Raw genomic sequence first — 15,832 nt, 5'->3', positions numbered from 1 at the left:
GTTATGCCAGATGCTATGGCAGGTTTAGCAGCTTCTGCAGCTATTCAATTATCAGATTTCCCTTTTGAATGTCCAATTTCTGAAGCTAGAGTTGGTCGTGTAAACGGTGAATTCATCATTAACCCAACAAGAGCACAATTAGAGGAGTCTGACATCGATATGATGATTGGAGCTTCTGCTGATTCTGTGATGATGGTTGAAGGTGAAATGGATGAGATTTCTGAAGAAGAAATGACTGAAGCCATTAAATTTGCACACGAAGCTATTAAAGTACAATGTGCAGCTCAAGTAGCATTAGCTGAAGCTTTTGGTAAAAAAGAAGTACGTGAGTACGAGCCAGAAAGAGAAGATGCAGATTTAGCTCAAAAAATCCACGACTTAGCTTATGATAAAGTATATGCTGTTGCAAAAGCAGGTTCAGCAAAACATGAACGTAGTGCTGCATTCGCTGAAATTAAAGAAGACATAAAAGCTACGTTTTCTGAAGAAGAATTAGCAGATATTGGCGGATTAATTTCTAAATACTATAGTAAAGCTGAAAAAGCTGCCGTTAGAGATTTAACACTTAATGAAGGTTTACGTTTAGACGGTAGAAAAACAGACGAAATTAGACCTATTTGGTGTGAGGTTGATTACTTACCATCTACACATGGTTCGGCTATTTTTACACGTGGAGAAACTCAAGCATTAGCTACCGTAACTTTAGGAACTTCTAGAGAAGCCAACCAAATAGATATGCCATCTTTTGAAGGCGAAGAGCGTTTCTATTTACACTATAACTTCCCTCCTTTTTCAACGGGAGAAGCAAGACCTATTCGTGGAACTTCTCGTAGAGAAGTTGGACATGGTAACTTAGCACAACGTGCTTTAAAAGGTATGGTTCCTGAAGATTGTCCTTATACAGTACGTGTGGTGTCTGAAGTTTTAGAATCTAATGGTTCATCTTCTATGGCAACAGTTTGTTCTGGTACAATGGCACTTATGGATGCTGGTGTTCAATTAAAGAAACCTGTTTCTGGTATTGCTATGGGATTAATTTCTGATGCCGATTCTGGAAAGTACGCTGTATTATCTGATATCTTAGGAGATGAAGATCACTTAGGCGACATGGACTTTAAAGTAACTGGTACTGCCGATGGTATTACCGCTTGTCAAATGGATATTAAAGTAAAAGGATTATCATACGAGATTTTAGTGAATGCATTAAAACAAGCTCGTGATGGTCGTTTACACATCTTAGAAAAATTAACTGATACTATAGCTACACCAAACACAGAAGTTAAGGATCACGCGCCTACAATGATTACAAGACGTATTCCTAATGAATTTATTGGCGCATTAATTGGTCCTGGTGGAAAAGTGATTCAAGAATTACAAAAAGAAACTGATACCACTATTGTTATTAATGAAGACCCTGTAACTGAAGAAGGTATTGTTGAAGTTTTAGGTGTTGGTAGAAAAGGTATTGACGCTGTTTTAGCTAAAATAGATTCTTTATTATTTAAACCAACTGTTGGTAACGTTTACCAAGTAAAAGTGATTAAAATGCTTGATTTTGGTGCTGTTGTAGAATATGTAGATGCTCCTGGAAATGAAGTATTATTACACGTAAGTGAATTGGCTTGGGAACGTACTGAAAATGTAAGTGACGTTGTAAATATGGGTGATGTTTTTGATGTGAAGTACTTTGGTGTAGACCCAAGAACTCGTAAAGAAAAAGTATCTCGTAAAGCTATTTTAGAAAAACCAGAAGGTTATGTAGCAAGACCACCTAGGGATAACTCTAGAGATAGTCGTGGTGGACGCGATAACAGAGGTAGAGATAATCGCGGACGTGACAACCGTCGTGATGACAGAAAACCTAGAGAAGATAAAAAGGAAGATTAATTTCTTTTAACTCCATAGTTTATAAAGCCTATCAAATTTCTTTGATGGGCTTTATTTATTTACTCACTTTGTTTTTCAATTAAATTCATAAAAACTTGCCATTTTTTTATATCCCCATTAATAACATAAGTTTCTGACCTTTTAAACAGCGAAGTTATTCCTCCTATAGCAATACCTCCTACAGCTCCAATTCCCCCAAAAACTATTGCACCTTCTCCCTTAGAATATGGAAGAATCCAAATGTCTGAATCTGCTGTTGACACACCAATAACAGCTCCTAAAGTAGCTCCAGATACAGCACCAATAAAGACATTGTTACCAGCAGATCGCTTGGTTTTTATAAAATCTATTTCTCGTAAACTCATCTCTACTAGTTTACCATTATTTTTTAATCCTAAAATTGAATCATTCATAAAGTATATATATCCTTTACTAATTTTTTTACCCTTAAAATTATATACTCTAACATAGTTTTTTTTTGTTTCGGTTTTTTTAGTTTGTGAATACAGATTATAACCAAAACTAAATGCAAGGCAAAGCATAACTAATATTATTTGTTTATGTAATGTTTTCATGTTGTATTTTTTAGTTAATTTAAAAATTTTAAAGATTATATGTAACTCCAACTTTGGTTGATTTAATATCTCCTTCACCAGTTTCAAAAACGGCATGAAAGGCATACTTTTTTAATCTAACTCCTAATGTAATACCACTAAAACTAGTTGTTCCAGAATACATCTGTGTATCTTTGTAATTGAGAATATCTCCCAAGTAAAACCCAACGGTTATTGCATTATTATTAACAGTTTTAAAAGCATATTCTGAGTAAAACTGATAATTTATTAAAGCCTTTTGGTTTACAATAATAGCTTCAGCGTCTTGTGACAATAAATAAGATAATTTGTCTTGATAAGAACCGAATTCATTTAAATAAGAAAACTCAACCCCTATAAATCTCCAATCAACTTTTGGGCGTGAATGCGTGAAATTAATTCCAGATTTAAGACTAACAGAATAAAAATTATTTTTTTCACCATCAGCAATTAAACCGTTAAGTCCCTTTTTAAATTTATATGACCCGAAAGCACCTCCTAAGCCATAGTAAAAATTATAAAACTTGCCTGTTGTTGTTCTATGTATATTAAATGCAGCAATGGTTTTAGTGTCATTAAATTCACCTCCATCTTGTTCGTGTTCTCCAAAACTTAAATCACCTGAAATATAAGTTTTGGTTGTTTTCTTATCTATATAGTGCTGTTTTTCTGTATATGATTTTAATGAACCATATGACGCTGTAGTATAAACTCTTGTTGGCTCACAAGAAGCAAACATTAAAATAGCAAAAAGAGATATTAATCTTAATAAAATTTTCATATTTTTAATTTTTAATTTTTTCACAAATAAATTCACCTTTAGAAACAATTTGTGTTTGACCATCATACTCCTTTCCAGTAAAGTAAAATGTTCCTTTTATTAATAAATCATCGGTACTGGTAACCGTAACATTACCACTTATAACATTATACTCTACTGTTGGGCCATCTTCTTTTTGATCAAAAAAATCATACGGATCTCCTAAAATTAATTTTCCAGTAAAATTTCCTTCTTCAAAAGAATACGAACCAATGGCATCTATAATTATTAAAGAAATACCAACTTCGTCTCTGTATCCATATACAGAAACATAGTCATTGCTAGAATTATAATAAATTGGAAATGATGCTAAGGTTTTTAAATCTCCTCCAACTTTTGCACGAACATAAGTGGTTTCATTATTGTTATTAAGTCCTGTATCCTCTTTACTACAACTTACCATGAACAGTAGGCTTAAAACTAAACTGAAATTGATTATTGTTTTCATAATACTCGTTTAAATAATTGTTAACTTGTATTTATATTCGAGTATATTCTGTATAATAATGAGATGGTAAATTATCTCCATCGCAAGTATATTCTGGATCAATTTCATACATTCCTAATCTTAAAGTGTTTTCAAATACCTCAAAAAAAGTTATATAAATAGTATCGCCTTCTACAATAACACTAAAGTCATCATTAGCAATCTTCCATGTACCATTATATGAGAATTCCTCCGTACAATTTGTGCTGCTATATTCATAATAGCTGCTTTCACTAAAACTCCCACCAGCATTAATTGTAAGCCTACCATTTTGTTCACACAAAGAATAGTTATAAACCTCCTGAGAACCACTAGAACAAACATCAACTGCTTTAATAGGTTTCCATATACCTATCAATAAATTAGACTCTAAATTTGAGTCACTATCATCATTGTTTGAGCAAGACGCTAAGAAGAATAGACTTGTTAATAAAAAAATAAAAGTCAGATTACGTGTTTTCATAATATTTATTATTAATTGGTTACAACACAAACTTACTTTGCAATAATTAATAATCATTTGACCAAAATGCTGAAAAACCAATTTATTTTTCTTAATTTTCGCAAAATCTTCAGTTAACCTGCTTGCAATCTTTTAAAAAATGCAAGATACTTTTATACAATACCTAAAGTCCAAAGCTCAAGACAATACCTCGTTTGTGGAAGAAATAGCAAGCATTTTAGATATAGGCTATGACGCAGCCTACCGAAGAATTAATTTAAAAACATCATTATCGCTTGAAGAAAGCGTAAAGCTTGCAAAACACTATAAAGTTTCATTAAATAAACTTTTTGAAGTTGGTAGTCAAACCACAATACTTGCAGATTTATCGCCACCAATACATAATAAAGAAGGATTAGAAATGTGGTTAAAACAATCGCACGATAGTGTTTTTCCATTAACAAAGCTTAAAAGCGCATCAATAATTTACTCCGCCAAGGATATACCGCTTTTCCATACACTTAAAGACTCTTTTTTATCGCGCTATAAAATGTATGTTTGGTTAAAAGATGTCGATCCAGAAATGACAAGAAATAAAATATCCTTTGACGATTTTATAAAGGATATTCCAGATTCATTACTAGAAAACGCCTTTAAATTAGGTGAAGTGTATAAGGATATAAATATTACTGAGATATGGAATAACACCACTATTAATGGCACATTACAACAAGTTCTTTATTATTTTGAAGCAGGTGCTTTATCAAAAGAATTAGCTTTACTTATATGTACCGATATTGAAGATGTGATACGCCATGTAGAAAAACAAGCTATTCAACAATCGCTAATTGGCTCTAAAAACAAGGCTATTTACAACTTATATATTAACGATATCCATACTATGAGCAATACTATTATGGTAAAAACGCCGTATCAAAAAGTATTTTTTACACCATTTACTGTAATAAGTTATTTTAAAATTGAGCATCAGCCCACTTGCGAACTGATGTTTGAATTTTTTGAGAAACAAATGAGTATTTCTAAACTACTAGTTAATGCTGGCGAAAAAGACCGCTCATTATTTTTTAATAGAATGCATCTAAAAATTAACAGATTAAGGGATCGTATTATTATTGACAATGATGCTTTTGATTTTGAATGAAACACAGAGTAAAATACCTTAAACAAGATGAATGGTTTTGATTAGACTTTTTTTTACATTTTTAAATAAATTATAATTTTAAAAGACTATGACATCAATTACATTAGAGCCATTCACTCATAATTCTAAAAGCTGCATAGCTATTAAATTCCTTTATAATTTTGAGGTAAAAGAATATAAAAAAAAAAATTTAATGGCGTTTATTGGACAAAAACACATCGTACATTTTATATCTATTTTGATGAAGTAAGGCTATAAAATATTAAAAACCATATAAAAAAAGGAGGTTTTCAAATATTAAATGATACTAGAAAAAATAAAATTCAACGTTTTATGCAAGGACGTTAAACGAAACACTCATTAATTAGCTACCTCAGCATACAAATCGAAATCTTCGGCTTCAATAATTTTTACATTTGCAAACTCCCCTGTTTTTAAATAGGTTTTTGTTGCATCAATAAGAACTTCGTTATCTACATCGGGCGAATCGAATTCGGTACGACCAATAAAATAATTACCTTCCTTCCTATCAATAACCACTTTAAACTCCTGCCCTATTTTTTGTTGATTTAATTCCCAAGAAATCTGAGATTGAATTTCCATAATTTGGTTTGCTCGGTCAATTTTCACGTCTTCTGGCACATCATCTTCTAAATTATAAGCATGTGTGTTTTCTTCGTGAGAATAAGTAAAACATCCTAAACGCTCAAAACGCATGTCTTGAACCCAGTCTTTCAAAGTTTGAAAATCTGCTTCGGTTTCACCCGGATATCCAACAATAAGGGTGGTTCTAATCGTCATATTAGGAACAGCAGCTCTAAAGTTTTTTAATAATTTAGTTGTTTTTTCTTGAGTTGTTCCACGGCGCATACTTTTTAAAATAGCATCAGAAATATGTTGCAACGGAATATCTAAATAGTTACAAATTTTAGGCTCGCGATTCATCACATCCAATACATCCATTGGGAATCCTGTTGGAAATGCATAATGCAAACGAATCCACTCCACACCTTCAACTTTTACTAAAGCTTCAAGTAATTCGGCTAAATTTCGTTTTTTATATAAATCTAATCCGTAATATGTTAAATCTTGTGCAATTAAAATGAGTTCTTTAACACCGTTTGCTGCTAGTTTTTCAGCTTCAATAACAATATCTTCAATAGGTGTGCTTTTATGTTTTCCTCGCATTAAAGGAATGGCACAAAAACTACAAGGTCTGTCGCAACCTTCAGCAATTTTTAAATAGGCATAATTTTTAGGCGTTGTGGTTAGACGCTCGCCAATAAGTTCGTGTTTATAATCGGCACCCAAAGCTTTTAGTAAACCGGGTAATTCTGTAGTCCCAAAATACTCGTCAACATTCGGAATTTCTTTAACTAAATCTGGCTTATAACGCTCACTTAAACAACCTGTTACAAACACTTTATCAACTTCACCTTCTTCTTTTTTCTGAACGTATTCTAAAATCGTATTAACACTTTCTTCCTTTGCATTATTAATAAATCCGCAGGTATTAATTACCACAATATTACCTTCTTCTTCATGTACAACCTCTTTATTGTTAGCTTTAAGTTGGCCCATTAATATTTCACTATCGTAAACATTTTTACTACAACCTAGGGTTACTACATTTATTTTATTTTTTTTAAGAGTTTTTGTACGCATACATTCTATAAATCTGTGCGCAAAGATACGTAATACTTAATGATTTAATATATACCAATATCAAATTACAATTTGAATTAATCATAACTTTTAGGCATTCTTCGTTTTTTAGAAACCTGCTCATAAATATATGCCCAATACAATAAATCGATTTCAGATAAAGGTTTACTTATAAAGGTTAAACCTTTTGGCACTCCTTTTTCTGTATAACCCATTGGTACGGTTATAGCAGGATATTCAGCCACTGCAGCAAAACCTGCATGGTAATTATTTATAGATAAAAAACCATCTAGATTATGCTTTTTCATTGGTTTATCATAAAAGCTTCTTCCATTAGTTTTTAAAGTGTTTTTTATATTTTGAAATACTTCATCGGTGGCATTATCAGCTATAATGCCTTCAAATAATTTTTGACCATAAGGCATAATATTTATTGAATCTTTTTTATTGAAATCAACAACATCCTTAACAGAATTTATCTCTATTCCATCATCTGCATAATTTGAAAGATATTCAGATAAATCGGTTTTCATATCTAAGTTTAACAGCCTTAAAAAATCAGGCAATTCAACTTTCTCTTCCTCTACTTCAATAACTATTGCACCTTTAGATTTTAAATCTGAAATAGCTTGAACATATAACGAATCTTCTAACAATCTTTTAAATGCACCAAACCGTTTTCCTCTTAAATTGTTATTCGATGAAATATCACTATAAAAATTATTTTCCCATTTTTTATTAATCGATTTTGAATCCTTTTCATCAAAACCAATCATCGCATCCAATACAATAGCATTATCTGTAACATTTTTAGTCATAGGTCCGGGTGTATCCAAAGTAGATGAAATAGGCACAATACCACTTCTACTTAACAATCCAATTGTTGGTTTTAAACCTACTACAGAATTCTGACTTGAAGGCGATAAAATAGAACCCGAGGTTTCACTTCCAACTGCAGCTGCACAAAAATTTGCAGCTACAGCCACACCACTACCTGAACTTGAACCTCCAGTATCAAAAACGCGCCTCCCGTAAGGGTTTAAGGTTTGTCCGCCAATAGCACTGTAACCACTTGGGCAATCGCCACAGAAGAAATATGCCCACTCGCTTAAGTTAGCTTTTCCTAAAATTAAAGCGCCTTTATCTTTTAACTGCTTAACTATAAAGGCGTCTTCTGTTTGATTATTTTGCAATGCAACAGCACCAGCAGTTGTCGGCATTCCTAGAGTATTAATATTATCTTTTAATAGAATTGGCATTCCGAAAATAGAATGCTTTAGCATTCTGTTTTTTAAATCAATATCCTTTTGTTTAGATTCTGATATCACATTAGGATTTAATGAAATAACTGAATTTAGTGATAATGAATTTTCTCTATCGAATTTTCTAATGCGGTATAAATAGAATTTAGTAAGTAATTCATAAGATAACCTACCAGACGATATATGCCTTTGAAGTGTTGGAATATCTATCTCTAAAATCAAAGGTTTTAAATAGATGTAAGTTTCCTCAGTAAAATCTTTTAAGTCATTTTCAAAAGGTTTCCAAAGCTCAGAAACATTAATATATTTAGAATCTAAAACTTTAAATGCTCTAAAATCTTTGATAGAATCATTAGACGTTACAATGGTATCTTTTAAAGCTTCGTTATCAGAAAATGTGCTTTCTGATTTTTGGTTTTTACAAGAAAAAATTAAAAAAGATAATACGAAAAATATGGAAAGTCTCATGGTTAGTATTTTGAATAAAAATACTAATTAATTTGGTTACTTAGTTTCTGTCTTCAAAAGGAATAATAATTCCTTTTTCTAAATAATTTTTTAACCCATTAAGTAACATAGCCCAACAAAATGAAGAATGTTTAAAATGGTGATTATCGTTTTGCCAATTTACATGACAGAATTTAACTAAAGTACTATCACTCTTAGTTTCTAAATCGAAACCAAAAGTGGTTGGATTCCAATCTTTATCTGCATCTGTCATTTTTAAATGAAATGATTCATTTCTTTTTACTTTTGACACTATGCCGAACCAATTATAATCATCAGTAAAATTCAAATTGTATTCAGCATGTAACTCAGGTATTCCAGAAGATTTTAAAGTCCACCAATTATCGAGATGTTTTGGTTGAGACACCGCATCAAAAACTTCATTTTGAGAAACTTTTATATGAAGGTTATGAAAAATAGAGAAGCCCATAATTGTAAAATTATGAAAAATATTCTATTATGAGATTCCCGTCATAGTTTATCTTGAGCGAAGTCGAAAGGCAGGAATGACAAAAGATTACTTGAAAAACGAATCGACAAATTCAAATTTATTAAAAACCTGCAAATCGTCAATACCTTCTCCCACGCCAATATATTTTACTGGTATTTGAAACTGATCTGAAATACCAATTACAACACCACCTTTTGCTGTACCATCTAATTTTGTAACTGCTAACGATGTGACTTCGGTTGCCGCAGTAAACTGTTTGGCTTGCTCAAATGCATTTTGCCCTGTAGAACCATCTAAAACCAATAATACATCGTGTGGCGCATCGCCAACCACTTTTTGCATCACGCGCTTTACTTTGGTTAGCTCGTTCATTAAGTTTATTTTGTTGTGCAAACGTCCCGCTGTGTCAATAATAATAACATCGGCATCTTGTTTAACTCCAGATTCTAAAGCATCAAAAGCTACGGATGCTGGGTCGCTTCCCATATCTTGACGTATCATAGGCACATCTACACGGTCTGCCCAAACCTGTAATTGGTCTATCGCTGCGGCTCTAAAGGTATCGGCTGCTCCTAAAACTACTTTTAAACCTTGTTTTTTAAATTGATGAGCGAGTTTACCAATAGTCGTGGTTTTACCAACACCATTTACGCCAACAACCATTAACACATATGGTTTTTTGTTTTCAGGTATTATAAATTCGGTGTCTTCGCCTGAGTTTGTTTCACTTAATAAACCTGCAATTTCTTCGCGGAGAATTTTATTGAGCTCGTCTGTTCCTAAATATTTATCCTTTGATACGCGTTTTTCAATACGGTCAATAATTTTTAGCGTGGTGTTTACACCAACATCTGAAGATACTAATACCTCTTCAAGATTATCTAAAACTTCATCGTCTACTTTAGATTTTCCTGCTACAGCTTTACTTAATTTACCTAAAAAACTCGATTTAGATTTTTCTAATCCTTTGTCTAATGTTTCTTTTTTTTCTGATGAAAATATTTTTTTAAAAAAACTCATTATTTTGTTGGTTATTTATTGTTGAGTTGTTAGTCTCAATATCATTTTGCTTTTGCGTTAGGGATTGAGGTTTTGTTGAAGCTCTTTTTATGTTGTTGCACTTATGCAACATAAAAAAGCGACTACCGAAAACCTGCCCCTTGTGGTAACGCCCAAATTATTATTGTCAATTTTCGCACCACTATTTTTTACTGTAATTATGGCAGTAAATTTACTAAAATATAAGCATAAAAAAACTGCTTCCATGATGAAAGCAGTTTATAATATTTTGTGTAATTAGGTTTACTTTTTATTTAAAAAGTCATTTACTAATTCTGGACTCATAATAGACTCAACAAACATGTAAGCTCCTGTTTTTGGAGACTTAACCATTTTTATAGCTTTTGTTAATCTTTTTGATCCTGTTTGTAATGATGCTACTGATTTCTTTGCCATGACTTATGCGTTGTTTGAAGTTTTCTAAAACTTCTAATTATTTAATTTCTTTATGAACTGTCATACGCTTAAGAATTGGATTAAATTTTTTAATCTCCATTCTATCTGGCGTATTTTTTTTGTTTTTTGTAGTAATGTAACGTGAAGTTCCTGGTTGCCCAGACTCTTTATGCTCTGTACATTCTAGTATTACTTGTATTCTGTTGCCTTTTTTTGCCATGTCTTTTTACTTATTAAATACAGCTATTATTTATAAAACCCTTTAGATTTTGCTTCCTTAATTGCTGCAGAAATACCAATTTTATTAATCGTTTTTAAAGCAGATGTAGAAACTTTTAAAGTTACCCAATTATCTTCTTCTGGAATGTAAAAACGTTTCTTTACTAAATTCGCATTAAATTTGCGTTTAGTTCTATTTAATGCATGAGACACGTTGTTACCAACCATTGCCTTCTTTCCTGTAAGTTCACAAACTCTTGACATTATTTATAACTTTAAATTTTTGTTGCTTAAAATCGAGGTGCAAATATACAAATTCTTTATATTATGGCAACCTAATTTTTATCTATTTTTTAAAATTTCTTTTTGAAGCATTTCAAAGGCTTTATTTACCGCTTTATTAATCACTTTTACACGGTGATTTCCCATATTAAATTTTTCTGAAAATACATGGCTTTTTGTAGCTATGGCAATAAAAACAGTTCCAACCTCAGCATTTGCATCACCTTTTTCTGGACCTGCATTTCCAGTGGTTGCTATAGCATAATCTGAATTAAATAATTGTAATGCGTTTTTTGCCATAGCCTCGGCAACTTGAGCACTTACAACAGAATGCGCATCAATAATAGCTTTTGAAATCCCTAAGGTATCAATCTTAGACTGGGTTGCATAGGTTATTAATCCGCCTTTAAAATAAGCTGATGCTCCTGCGTTTACTGTAATATGTTCTGCAATTTTTCCGCCTGTACAACTTTCGGCTACCGCAAGTGTTTTTCCTAATTTTACTAATTGCTTTCCAATAACGACTTCAATGGATGATTCTTCATCTTCAAAACCAAAAAATTCATCTTTAATTAATGGTAGTAATTGATCTATTTGTTGCTGTACTTCTTTTTTAATTTTCTGTTCATCAAATCCTTTAGCATTTAACCGCAGCCTTACTTTGCCCAAATTTGGTAAATAAGCTAATTTTATATGATTTGGTAACGCATCTTCCCATGTTTCTATTCTTGCGGCTAGTGTACTTTCACCAACACCATAAACTATTAATGTTTTATGCAATATATACGGACAATTATACGTGTCTTTTAATTTTGGAATAACCTCGTTTTCTATTAAAGCTTTCATTTCAAAAGGCACACCTGGAAGTGATATAAAAACTTTATCATCTTTAGGAATCCACATACCTGGAGCACTACCAAACTTATTCATTAAAACGGTTGCTTTTGATGGTACTAAAGCTTGATCTTTGTTAACTTGTGCTAGTGGTTGTTTAATGTATTGTTCCCATAAATGCTCAATATTTTTTAATACGGATGCATCACGAACTAAAGTGTCGTTAAAATATTCAGCAATGGTATTTTTGGTAATATCGTCTTTTGTAGGGCCGAGTCCGCCTGTTAAAATAATGATATCTGCATTCTCTTCGGCTTCTTTTAGGGCTTTAAGTATATGCGCTTTATCATCTTGAATGGAAGTAATTTGATAAACCGAAACACCAATTTTATTAAGTGCTTTGGCTATAAATACAGAATTGGTATCTGTAACTTGCCCAATAAGCAACTCATCACCAATGGTAATTATTTCGGCTTGCATTATAAATTAAAATCGGATTTTATTTCTACCAATGCATTGTCAACAGCAGTCATAACAACATTTAGCTTATCGGTAATATCTATATCTGTTTTAGTGAATTTCCCCCAATCTTGCACTTCTATTAAATCTTCAAGAATACCAAGCTCAAACAAATCTACTGTAGGTTTCATTTTATGAGCCGCTTGATATGCTTCTTGATAATCTTTATCAGCTACTGCTTTCTTTAGTCGTTCTGCATCAACCGAAACTTCTTCTAAAAATGTTTCTGCCAAGGTTGCAACAAAATCTTCGTCGTTATCTGCTAATTCGCGTACTCTAAATAATTTGTAATGTTGTTCCATTTATTTTACTGTAATTGAAAACATTTCTTTGTTTTCTATAAATCCTTTTAATTTATCGTTAGCAATAACTTTGCCAACTCCTGCTGGCGTGCCTGTAAATATAATATCTCCAATCTTTAAAGTAAAATATTTTGAGACATATTCTATTAATTCGTCAATTTTCCATAGCATGCGGCTTGTATTCCCCTGTTGTACAGTAGTATCGTTTTTTTGTAATGTAAAATTAATATCGTTTACATTTTTAATAGCATCAACCGAAAGCCAGTTCCCTACAACCGCAGCACCATCAAAAGCTTTTGCTTTTTCCCAAGGCAAGCCTTTGGCTTTTAATTTGCTTTGTAAATCGCGTGCTGTAAAATCTATGCCCAATCCAATTTCTTTATAATATTTATGTGCGAATTTTTTATCGATATGCTTCCCTACTCTATTTATTTTAACCAAAATTTCGACTTCGTGATGCACATCATCTGAAAAATCTGGAATAAAAAAAGGCTGTTTTTTAAGAAGAATTGCTGTGTCTGGTTTTAAAAAAATTACAGGATCCAGCGGTTTTTCGTTTTCTAATTCTTTAATATGTTCGGTGTAATTTCTACCGATGCAGATTAGTTTCATTTTTTTTTAAGATAAAAGAATAAAGACCGCTTCTCTTCAAGAAACAAGACTATTTGATTTAAAACACAAAATTGTCTTTTGTCTTTTTTCTTGGTTCTTGTTTCTCTTTTATAATTTATTATTAAGGCTTTTTAACTTAATAGCCGTTAGCACTTTTTTTGTATACAAAGGAAAATCGGCATTAAGCAACCAACCAAAGTATCCAGGCTCCTTCTCTAAAACATCCATTACCAATTTACCTTTATGTTTTCCGAAAGAAAAACATTCAACACCTTCTTTATTATAGGTTATAAATCCTGCAAAATCTGCAAACTTTTTTCGTGAACTAAATTCGGCTAAAAATTTGGTGTCGTTTTCAAGGTCTTCATATCTTTCAATTTGAGCTTTTAAAACCTCGTATGTCGCATTCGTATCTGCCTCGGCACTATGTGCGCCGTCTAAATTTTTATCGCAATAAAACTTATAAGCTGCACTTAATGTGCGTTGTTCCATTTTATGAAATATGGTTTGAACATCAACTGATAATCGATTTTTCATATCGAAATCAATCTCGGCACGTAGCATTTCTTCGGCTAAAAGTGGAATATCAAATCTGTTAGAATTAAAGCCACCTAAATCTGAATCTTTAATGAGGTTGTAAATTTCTTTTGCGAGTTCTTTAAATGTTGGTTTATCGGCCACATCGGCATCAGAAATACCATGGATCTCTGTTACTTCTTCAGGAATTGGCATTTCTGGATTTACTAACCATGTTTTGCTTTCTTCTTTTCCATTAGGAAAAACTTTTAAAATAGAAATTTCTACAATACGGTCTTTGGTAATATTAGTGCCCGTGGTTTCAAGATCGAAAAAACAGATGGGTTTTGTTAGGTTTAATTGCATTAGCTATTTTTTATTAAGCGTAAAGGTACTAAATTACCAAAGTGTAAAAAACAAAAAAACCAACCGTTTTAAGAGGCTGGTTTTACATATTGTCTCAAATGAGATTCCCACTTTCGCAGGAACTAGATTTCTCTATTACTATCCCAAGCTTCTAAATAATCTTTAACCGCCTTTACAAATTGACCACCTAAAGCACCATTTACAACACGGTGGTCGTAAGAATGCGATAAAAACATTTTATAGCGAATACCAATAAAATCGCCTTCTGGAGTTTCAATAACTGCTGGTACTTTTCGTATAGCTCCTAAAGCTAAAATACCCACTTGCGGTTGGTTGATAATTGGAGTACCCATAATACTACCAAAAGTACCCACATTGGTAACGGTATACGTGCCGCCTTGAATATCGTCTGGTTTTAATTGGTTTAAACGCGCTCTGTTTGCTAAATCGTTAACCTGCTTTGTCATACCAACTAAATTAAGCTGGTCTGCATTTTTAATAACTGGCACAATTAAATTACCATCGCCAAGAGCAGCAGCCATACCAAGATTAATGTTTTTCTTTTTTATAATTTTATCACCTTGAATAGAAATATTCATCATTGGAAAATCACGAAGTGCTTTGGCGATAGCCTCCATAAAGATTGGCGTAAAGGTTAAATTTTCACCTTCGCGCTTCATAAATCCATCTTTAACTTTCTTTCTCCAATTCCAAATTTTAGTTACATCGGCTTCAATAAAACTTTGAACGTGTGCTGATGTTTGAGTAGATTCCACCATGTGATGAGCAATAAGTTTGCCCATTCTAGTCATTTCAATAATTTCATCTTCACCACTTACAACAACCGATGTTGGTGTAGTTTTTTGCTGGATTTCAGCTTTTGTGATAGGTTTTGTAGTTTCAGAAATTGATGCTTCTTCTTTTTTAGCAGAACCTCTATTGTCTATATAATTTAAAACATCGTTTTTAGTTACGCGTCCGTTTTTACCAGAACCAACAATCGCATCCAATTCATTTTGAGAAATACCTTCTTGCTTTGCTATGTTTTTAACTAATGGCGAATAAAAACGATCTTCGTTTGAGCTAACTGAATAAACAGTTTCTTTTGCATCCGCTATTGTTTGTGCTACTTGTTCGACTGCTGCTTGTTCTTGTTTTTCGACTTCAACAGTATCAGATTTAACATCAGAAACATCTTCTCCTTCAGTTTCTATTATAGCAATGACTTGACCTACCTGAACAACATCATCTACATTAAAACGCTTTTCAACCAAAACACCATCAACTTCGCTTGGCACTTCGCTATCTACCTTATCTGTAGCAATTTCTAAAACCGCTTCATCCAACTCGATAGTATCGCCAACCTCTTTTAACCAAGAAGTTATAGTTGCCTCAGCAACACTTTCTCCCATTTTTGGTAACTTAAGTTCAAACTTTGCCATATCTATAAT

Annotated in this window: 18 protein-coding genes; 2 read left to right on the top strand and 16 right to left on the bottom strand. The window is 32.4% G+C overall.

Annotation, left to right across the window (positions count from 1 at the left end; translation table 11 throughout):
* Positions 1–1,887, top strand: a 1,887-nt coding sequence (locus tag AADI82_RS07925; RefSeq protein WP_341215905.1) for a polyribonucleotide nucleotidyltransferase, incomplete at its 5' end; no start/stop codon positions are given.
* Between the two features lie 59 nt (positions 1,888–1,946).
* Here AADI82_RS07925 and AADI82_RS07920 read toward each other — a convergent pair.
* Genes AADI82_RS07920 through AADI82_RS07905 form a run of 4 tightly spaced genes read right to left on the bottom strand, consistent with a single transcriptional unit; the run spans position 1,947 to position 4,250 of the window.
* Entirely contained in the window at positions 1,947–2,462 is a 516-nt protein-coding gene (locus tag AADI82_RS07920; protein WP_341215904.1) for a hypothetical protein, read from the bottom strand.
* Positions 2,463–2,490: 28 nt separating this feature from the next.
* Positions 2,491–3,261 carry a hypothetical protein gene (locus AADI82_RS07915; protein WP_341215903.1) on the bottom strand — a complete coding sequence of 257 codons (771 nt, stop codon included), beginning with the start codon at positions 3,259–3,261 and terminating at the stop codon, positions 2,491–2,493.
* A gap of 4 nt (positions 3,262–3,265) precedes the next feature.
* Positions 3,266–3,748: a hypothetical protein gene (locus AADI82_RS07910; RefSeq protein WP_341215902.1), complete on the bottom strand. Its 483-nt coding sequence runs from the start codon at positions 3,746–3,748 to the stop codon at positions 3,266–3,268.
* 31 nt (positions 3,749–3,779) lie between these two features.
* On the bottom strand, positions 3,780–4,250 hold the full coding sequence (locus tag AADI82_RS07905) for a lipocalin family protein (RefSeq protein WP_341215901.1): 471 nt from the start codon (positions 4,248–4,250) through the stop codon (positions 3,780–3,782).
* Between the two features lie 139 nt (positions 4,251–4,389).
* On the opposite strand from AADI82_RS07905, the gene AADI82_RS07900 reads away from it, so the two are divergent.
* Positions 4,390–5,391: a hypothetical protein gene (locus AADI82_RS07900; RefSeq protein ID WP_341215900.1), complete on the top strand. Its 1,002-nt coding sequence runs from the start codon at positions 4,390–4,392 to the stop codon at positions 5,389–5,391.
* 360 nt (positions 5,392–5,751) lie between these two features.
* Here the strand turns inward: AADI82_RS07900 and rimO are convergent, their stop codons facing one another.
* The 12 genes from rimO to AADI82_RS07840 form a co-directional block, all read right to left on the bottom strand.
* Positions 5,752–7,056 (bottom strand): 30S ribosomal protein S12 methylthiotransferase RimO, encoded by a 1,305-nt coding sequence (gene rimO, locus AADI82_RS07895; RefSeq protein WP_341215899.1) that lies wholly within the window; start codon positions 7,054–7,056, stop codon positions 5,752–5,754.
* A 77-nt stretch (positions 7,057–7,133) separates the two neighbouring features.
* On the bottom strand, positions 7,134–8,786 hold the full coding sequence (locus tag AADI82_RS07890; protein ID WP_341215898.1) for an amidase family protein: 1,653 nt from the start codon (positions 8,784–8,786) through the stop codon (positions 7,134–7,136).
* Between the two features lie 40 nt (positions 8,787–8,826).
* Positions 8,827–9,255: an SRPBCC domain-containing protein gene (locus AADI82_RS07885; RefSeq protein ID WP_341215897.1), complete on the bottom strand. Its 429-nt coding sequence runs from the start codon at positions 9,253–9,255 to the stop codon at positions 8,827–8,829.
* An 87-nt stretch (positions 9,256–9,342) separates the two neighbouring features.
* Positions 9,343–10,296, bottom strand: coding sequence for a signal recognition particle-docking protein FtsY (gene ftsY, locus AADI82_RS07880; RefSeq protein WP_341215896.1), 954 nt, complete (start codon positions 10,294–10,296; stop codon positions 9,343–9,345).
* Between the two features lie 282 nt (positions 10,297–10,578).
* The gene (locus AADI82_RS07875; RefSeq protein ID WP_081997674.1) at positions 10,579–10,731 is read right to left on the bottom strand and encodes a DUF4295 domain-containing protein; all 153 of its coding nucleotides are present in this window, start codon (positions 10,729–10,731) and stop codon (positions 10,579–10,581) included.
* Positions 10,732–10,768: 37 nt separating this feature from the next.
* A complete protein-coding gene (rpmG, locus tag AADI82_RS07870; protein ID WP_007648529.1) occupies positions 10,769–10,951 on the bottom strand; it encodes a 50S ribosomal protein L33 in 183 nt (60 codons plus the stop codon).
* Between the two features lie 26 nt (positions 10,952–10,977).
* On the bottom strand, positions 10,978–11,214 hold the full coding sequence (rpmB, locus tag AADI82_RS07865) for a 50S ribosomal protein L28 (protein WP_341215895.1): 237 nt from the start codon (positions 11,212–11,214) through the stop codon (positions 10,978–10,980).
* Between the two features lie 78 nt (positions 11,215–11,292).
* The gene (locus tag AADI82_RS07860) at positions 11,293–12,546 is read right to left on the bottom strand and encodes a competence/damage-inducible protein A (RefSeq protein WP_341215894.1); all 1,254 of its coding nucleotides are present in this window, start codon (positions 12,544–12,546) and stop codon (positions 11,293–11,295) included.
* On the bottom strand, positions 12,546–12,887 hold the full coding sequence (locus tag AADI82_RS07855) for an Hpt domain-containing protein (RefSeq protein ID WP_341215893.1): 342 nt from the start codon (positions 12,885–12,887) through the stop codon (positions 12,546–12,548). Before AADI82_RS07855 ends, AADI82_RS07860 begins: the two co-directional genes overlap by 1 nt.
* Entirely contained in the window at positions 12,888–13,499 is a 612-nt protein-coding gene (locus AADI82_RS07850; RefSeq protein WP_341215892.1) for a fumarylacetoacetate hydrolase family protein, read from the bottom strand.
* 108 nt (positions 13,500–13,607) lie between these two features.
* On the bottom strand, positions 13,608–14,381 hold the full coding sequence (locus tag AADI82_RS07845) for a 3'-5' exonuclease (RefSeq protein ID WP_341215891.1): 774 nt from the start codon (positions 14,379–14,381) through the stop codon (positions 13,608–13,610).
* A gap of 122 nt (positions 14,382–14,503) precedes the next feature.
* Positions 14,504–15,823 carry a dihydrolipoamide acetyltransferase family protein gene (locus AADI82_RS07840; RefSeq protein ID WP_341215906.1) on the bottom strand — a complete coding sequence of 440 codons (1,320 nt, stop codon included), beginning with the start codon at positions 15,821–15,823 and terminating at the stop codon, positions 14,504–14,506.
* Between the last annotated feature and the right edge of the window lie 9 nt (positions 15,824–15,832).

Origin of the sequence: uncultured Wocania sp., from assembly GCF_964021735.1 — a bacterium.
Lineage (GTDB): Bacteria > Bacteroidota > Bacteroidia > Flavobacteriales > Flavobacteriaceae > Wocania_A.
This window is presented reverse-complemented; position numbering and strand designations above follow the sequence as displayed.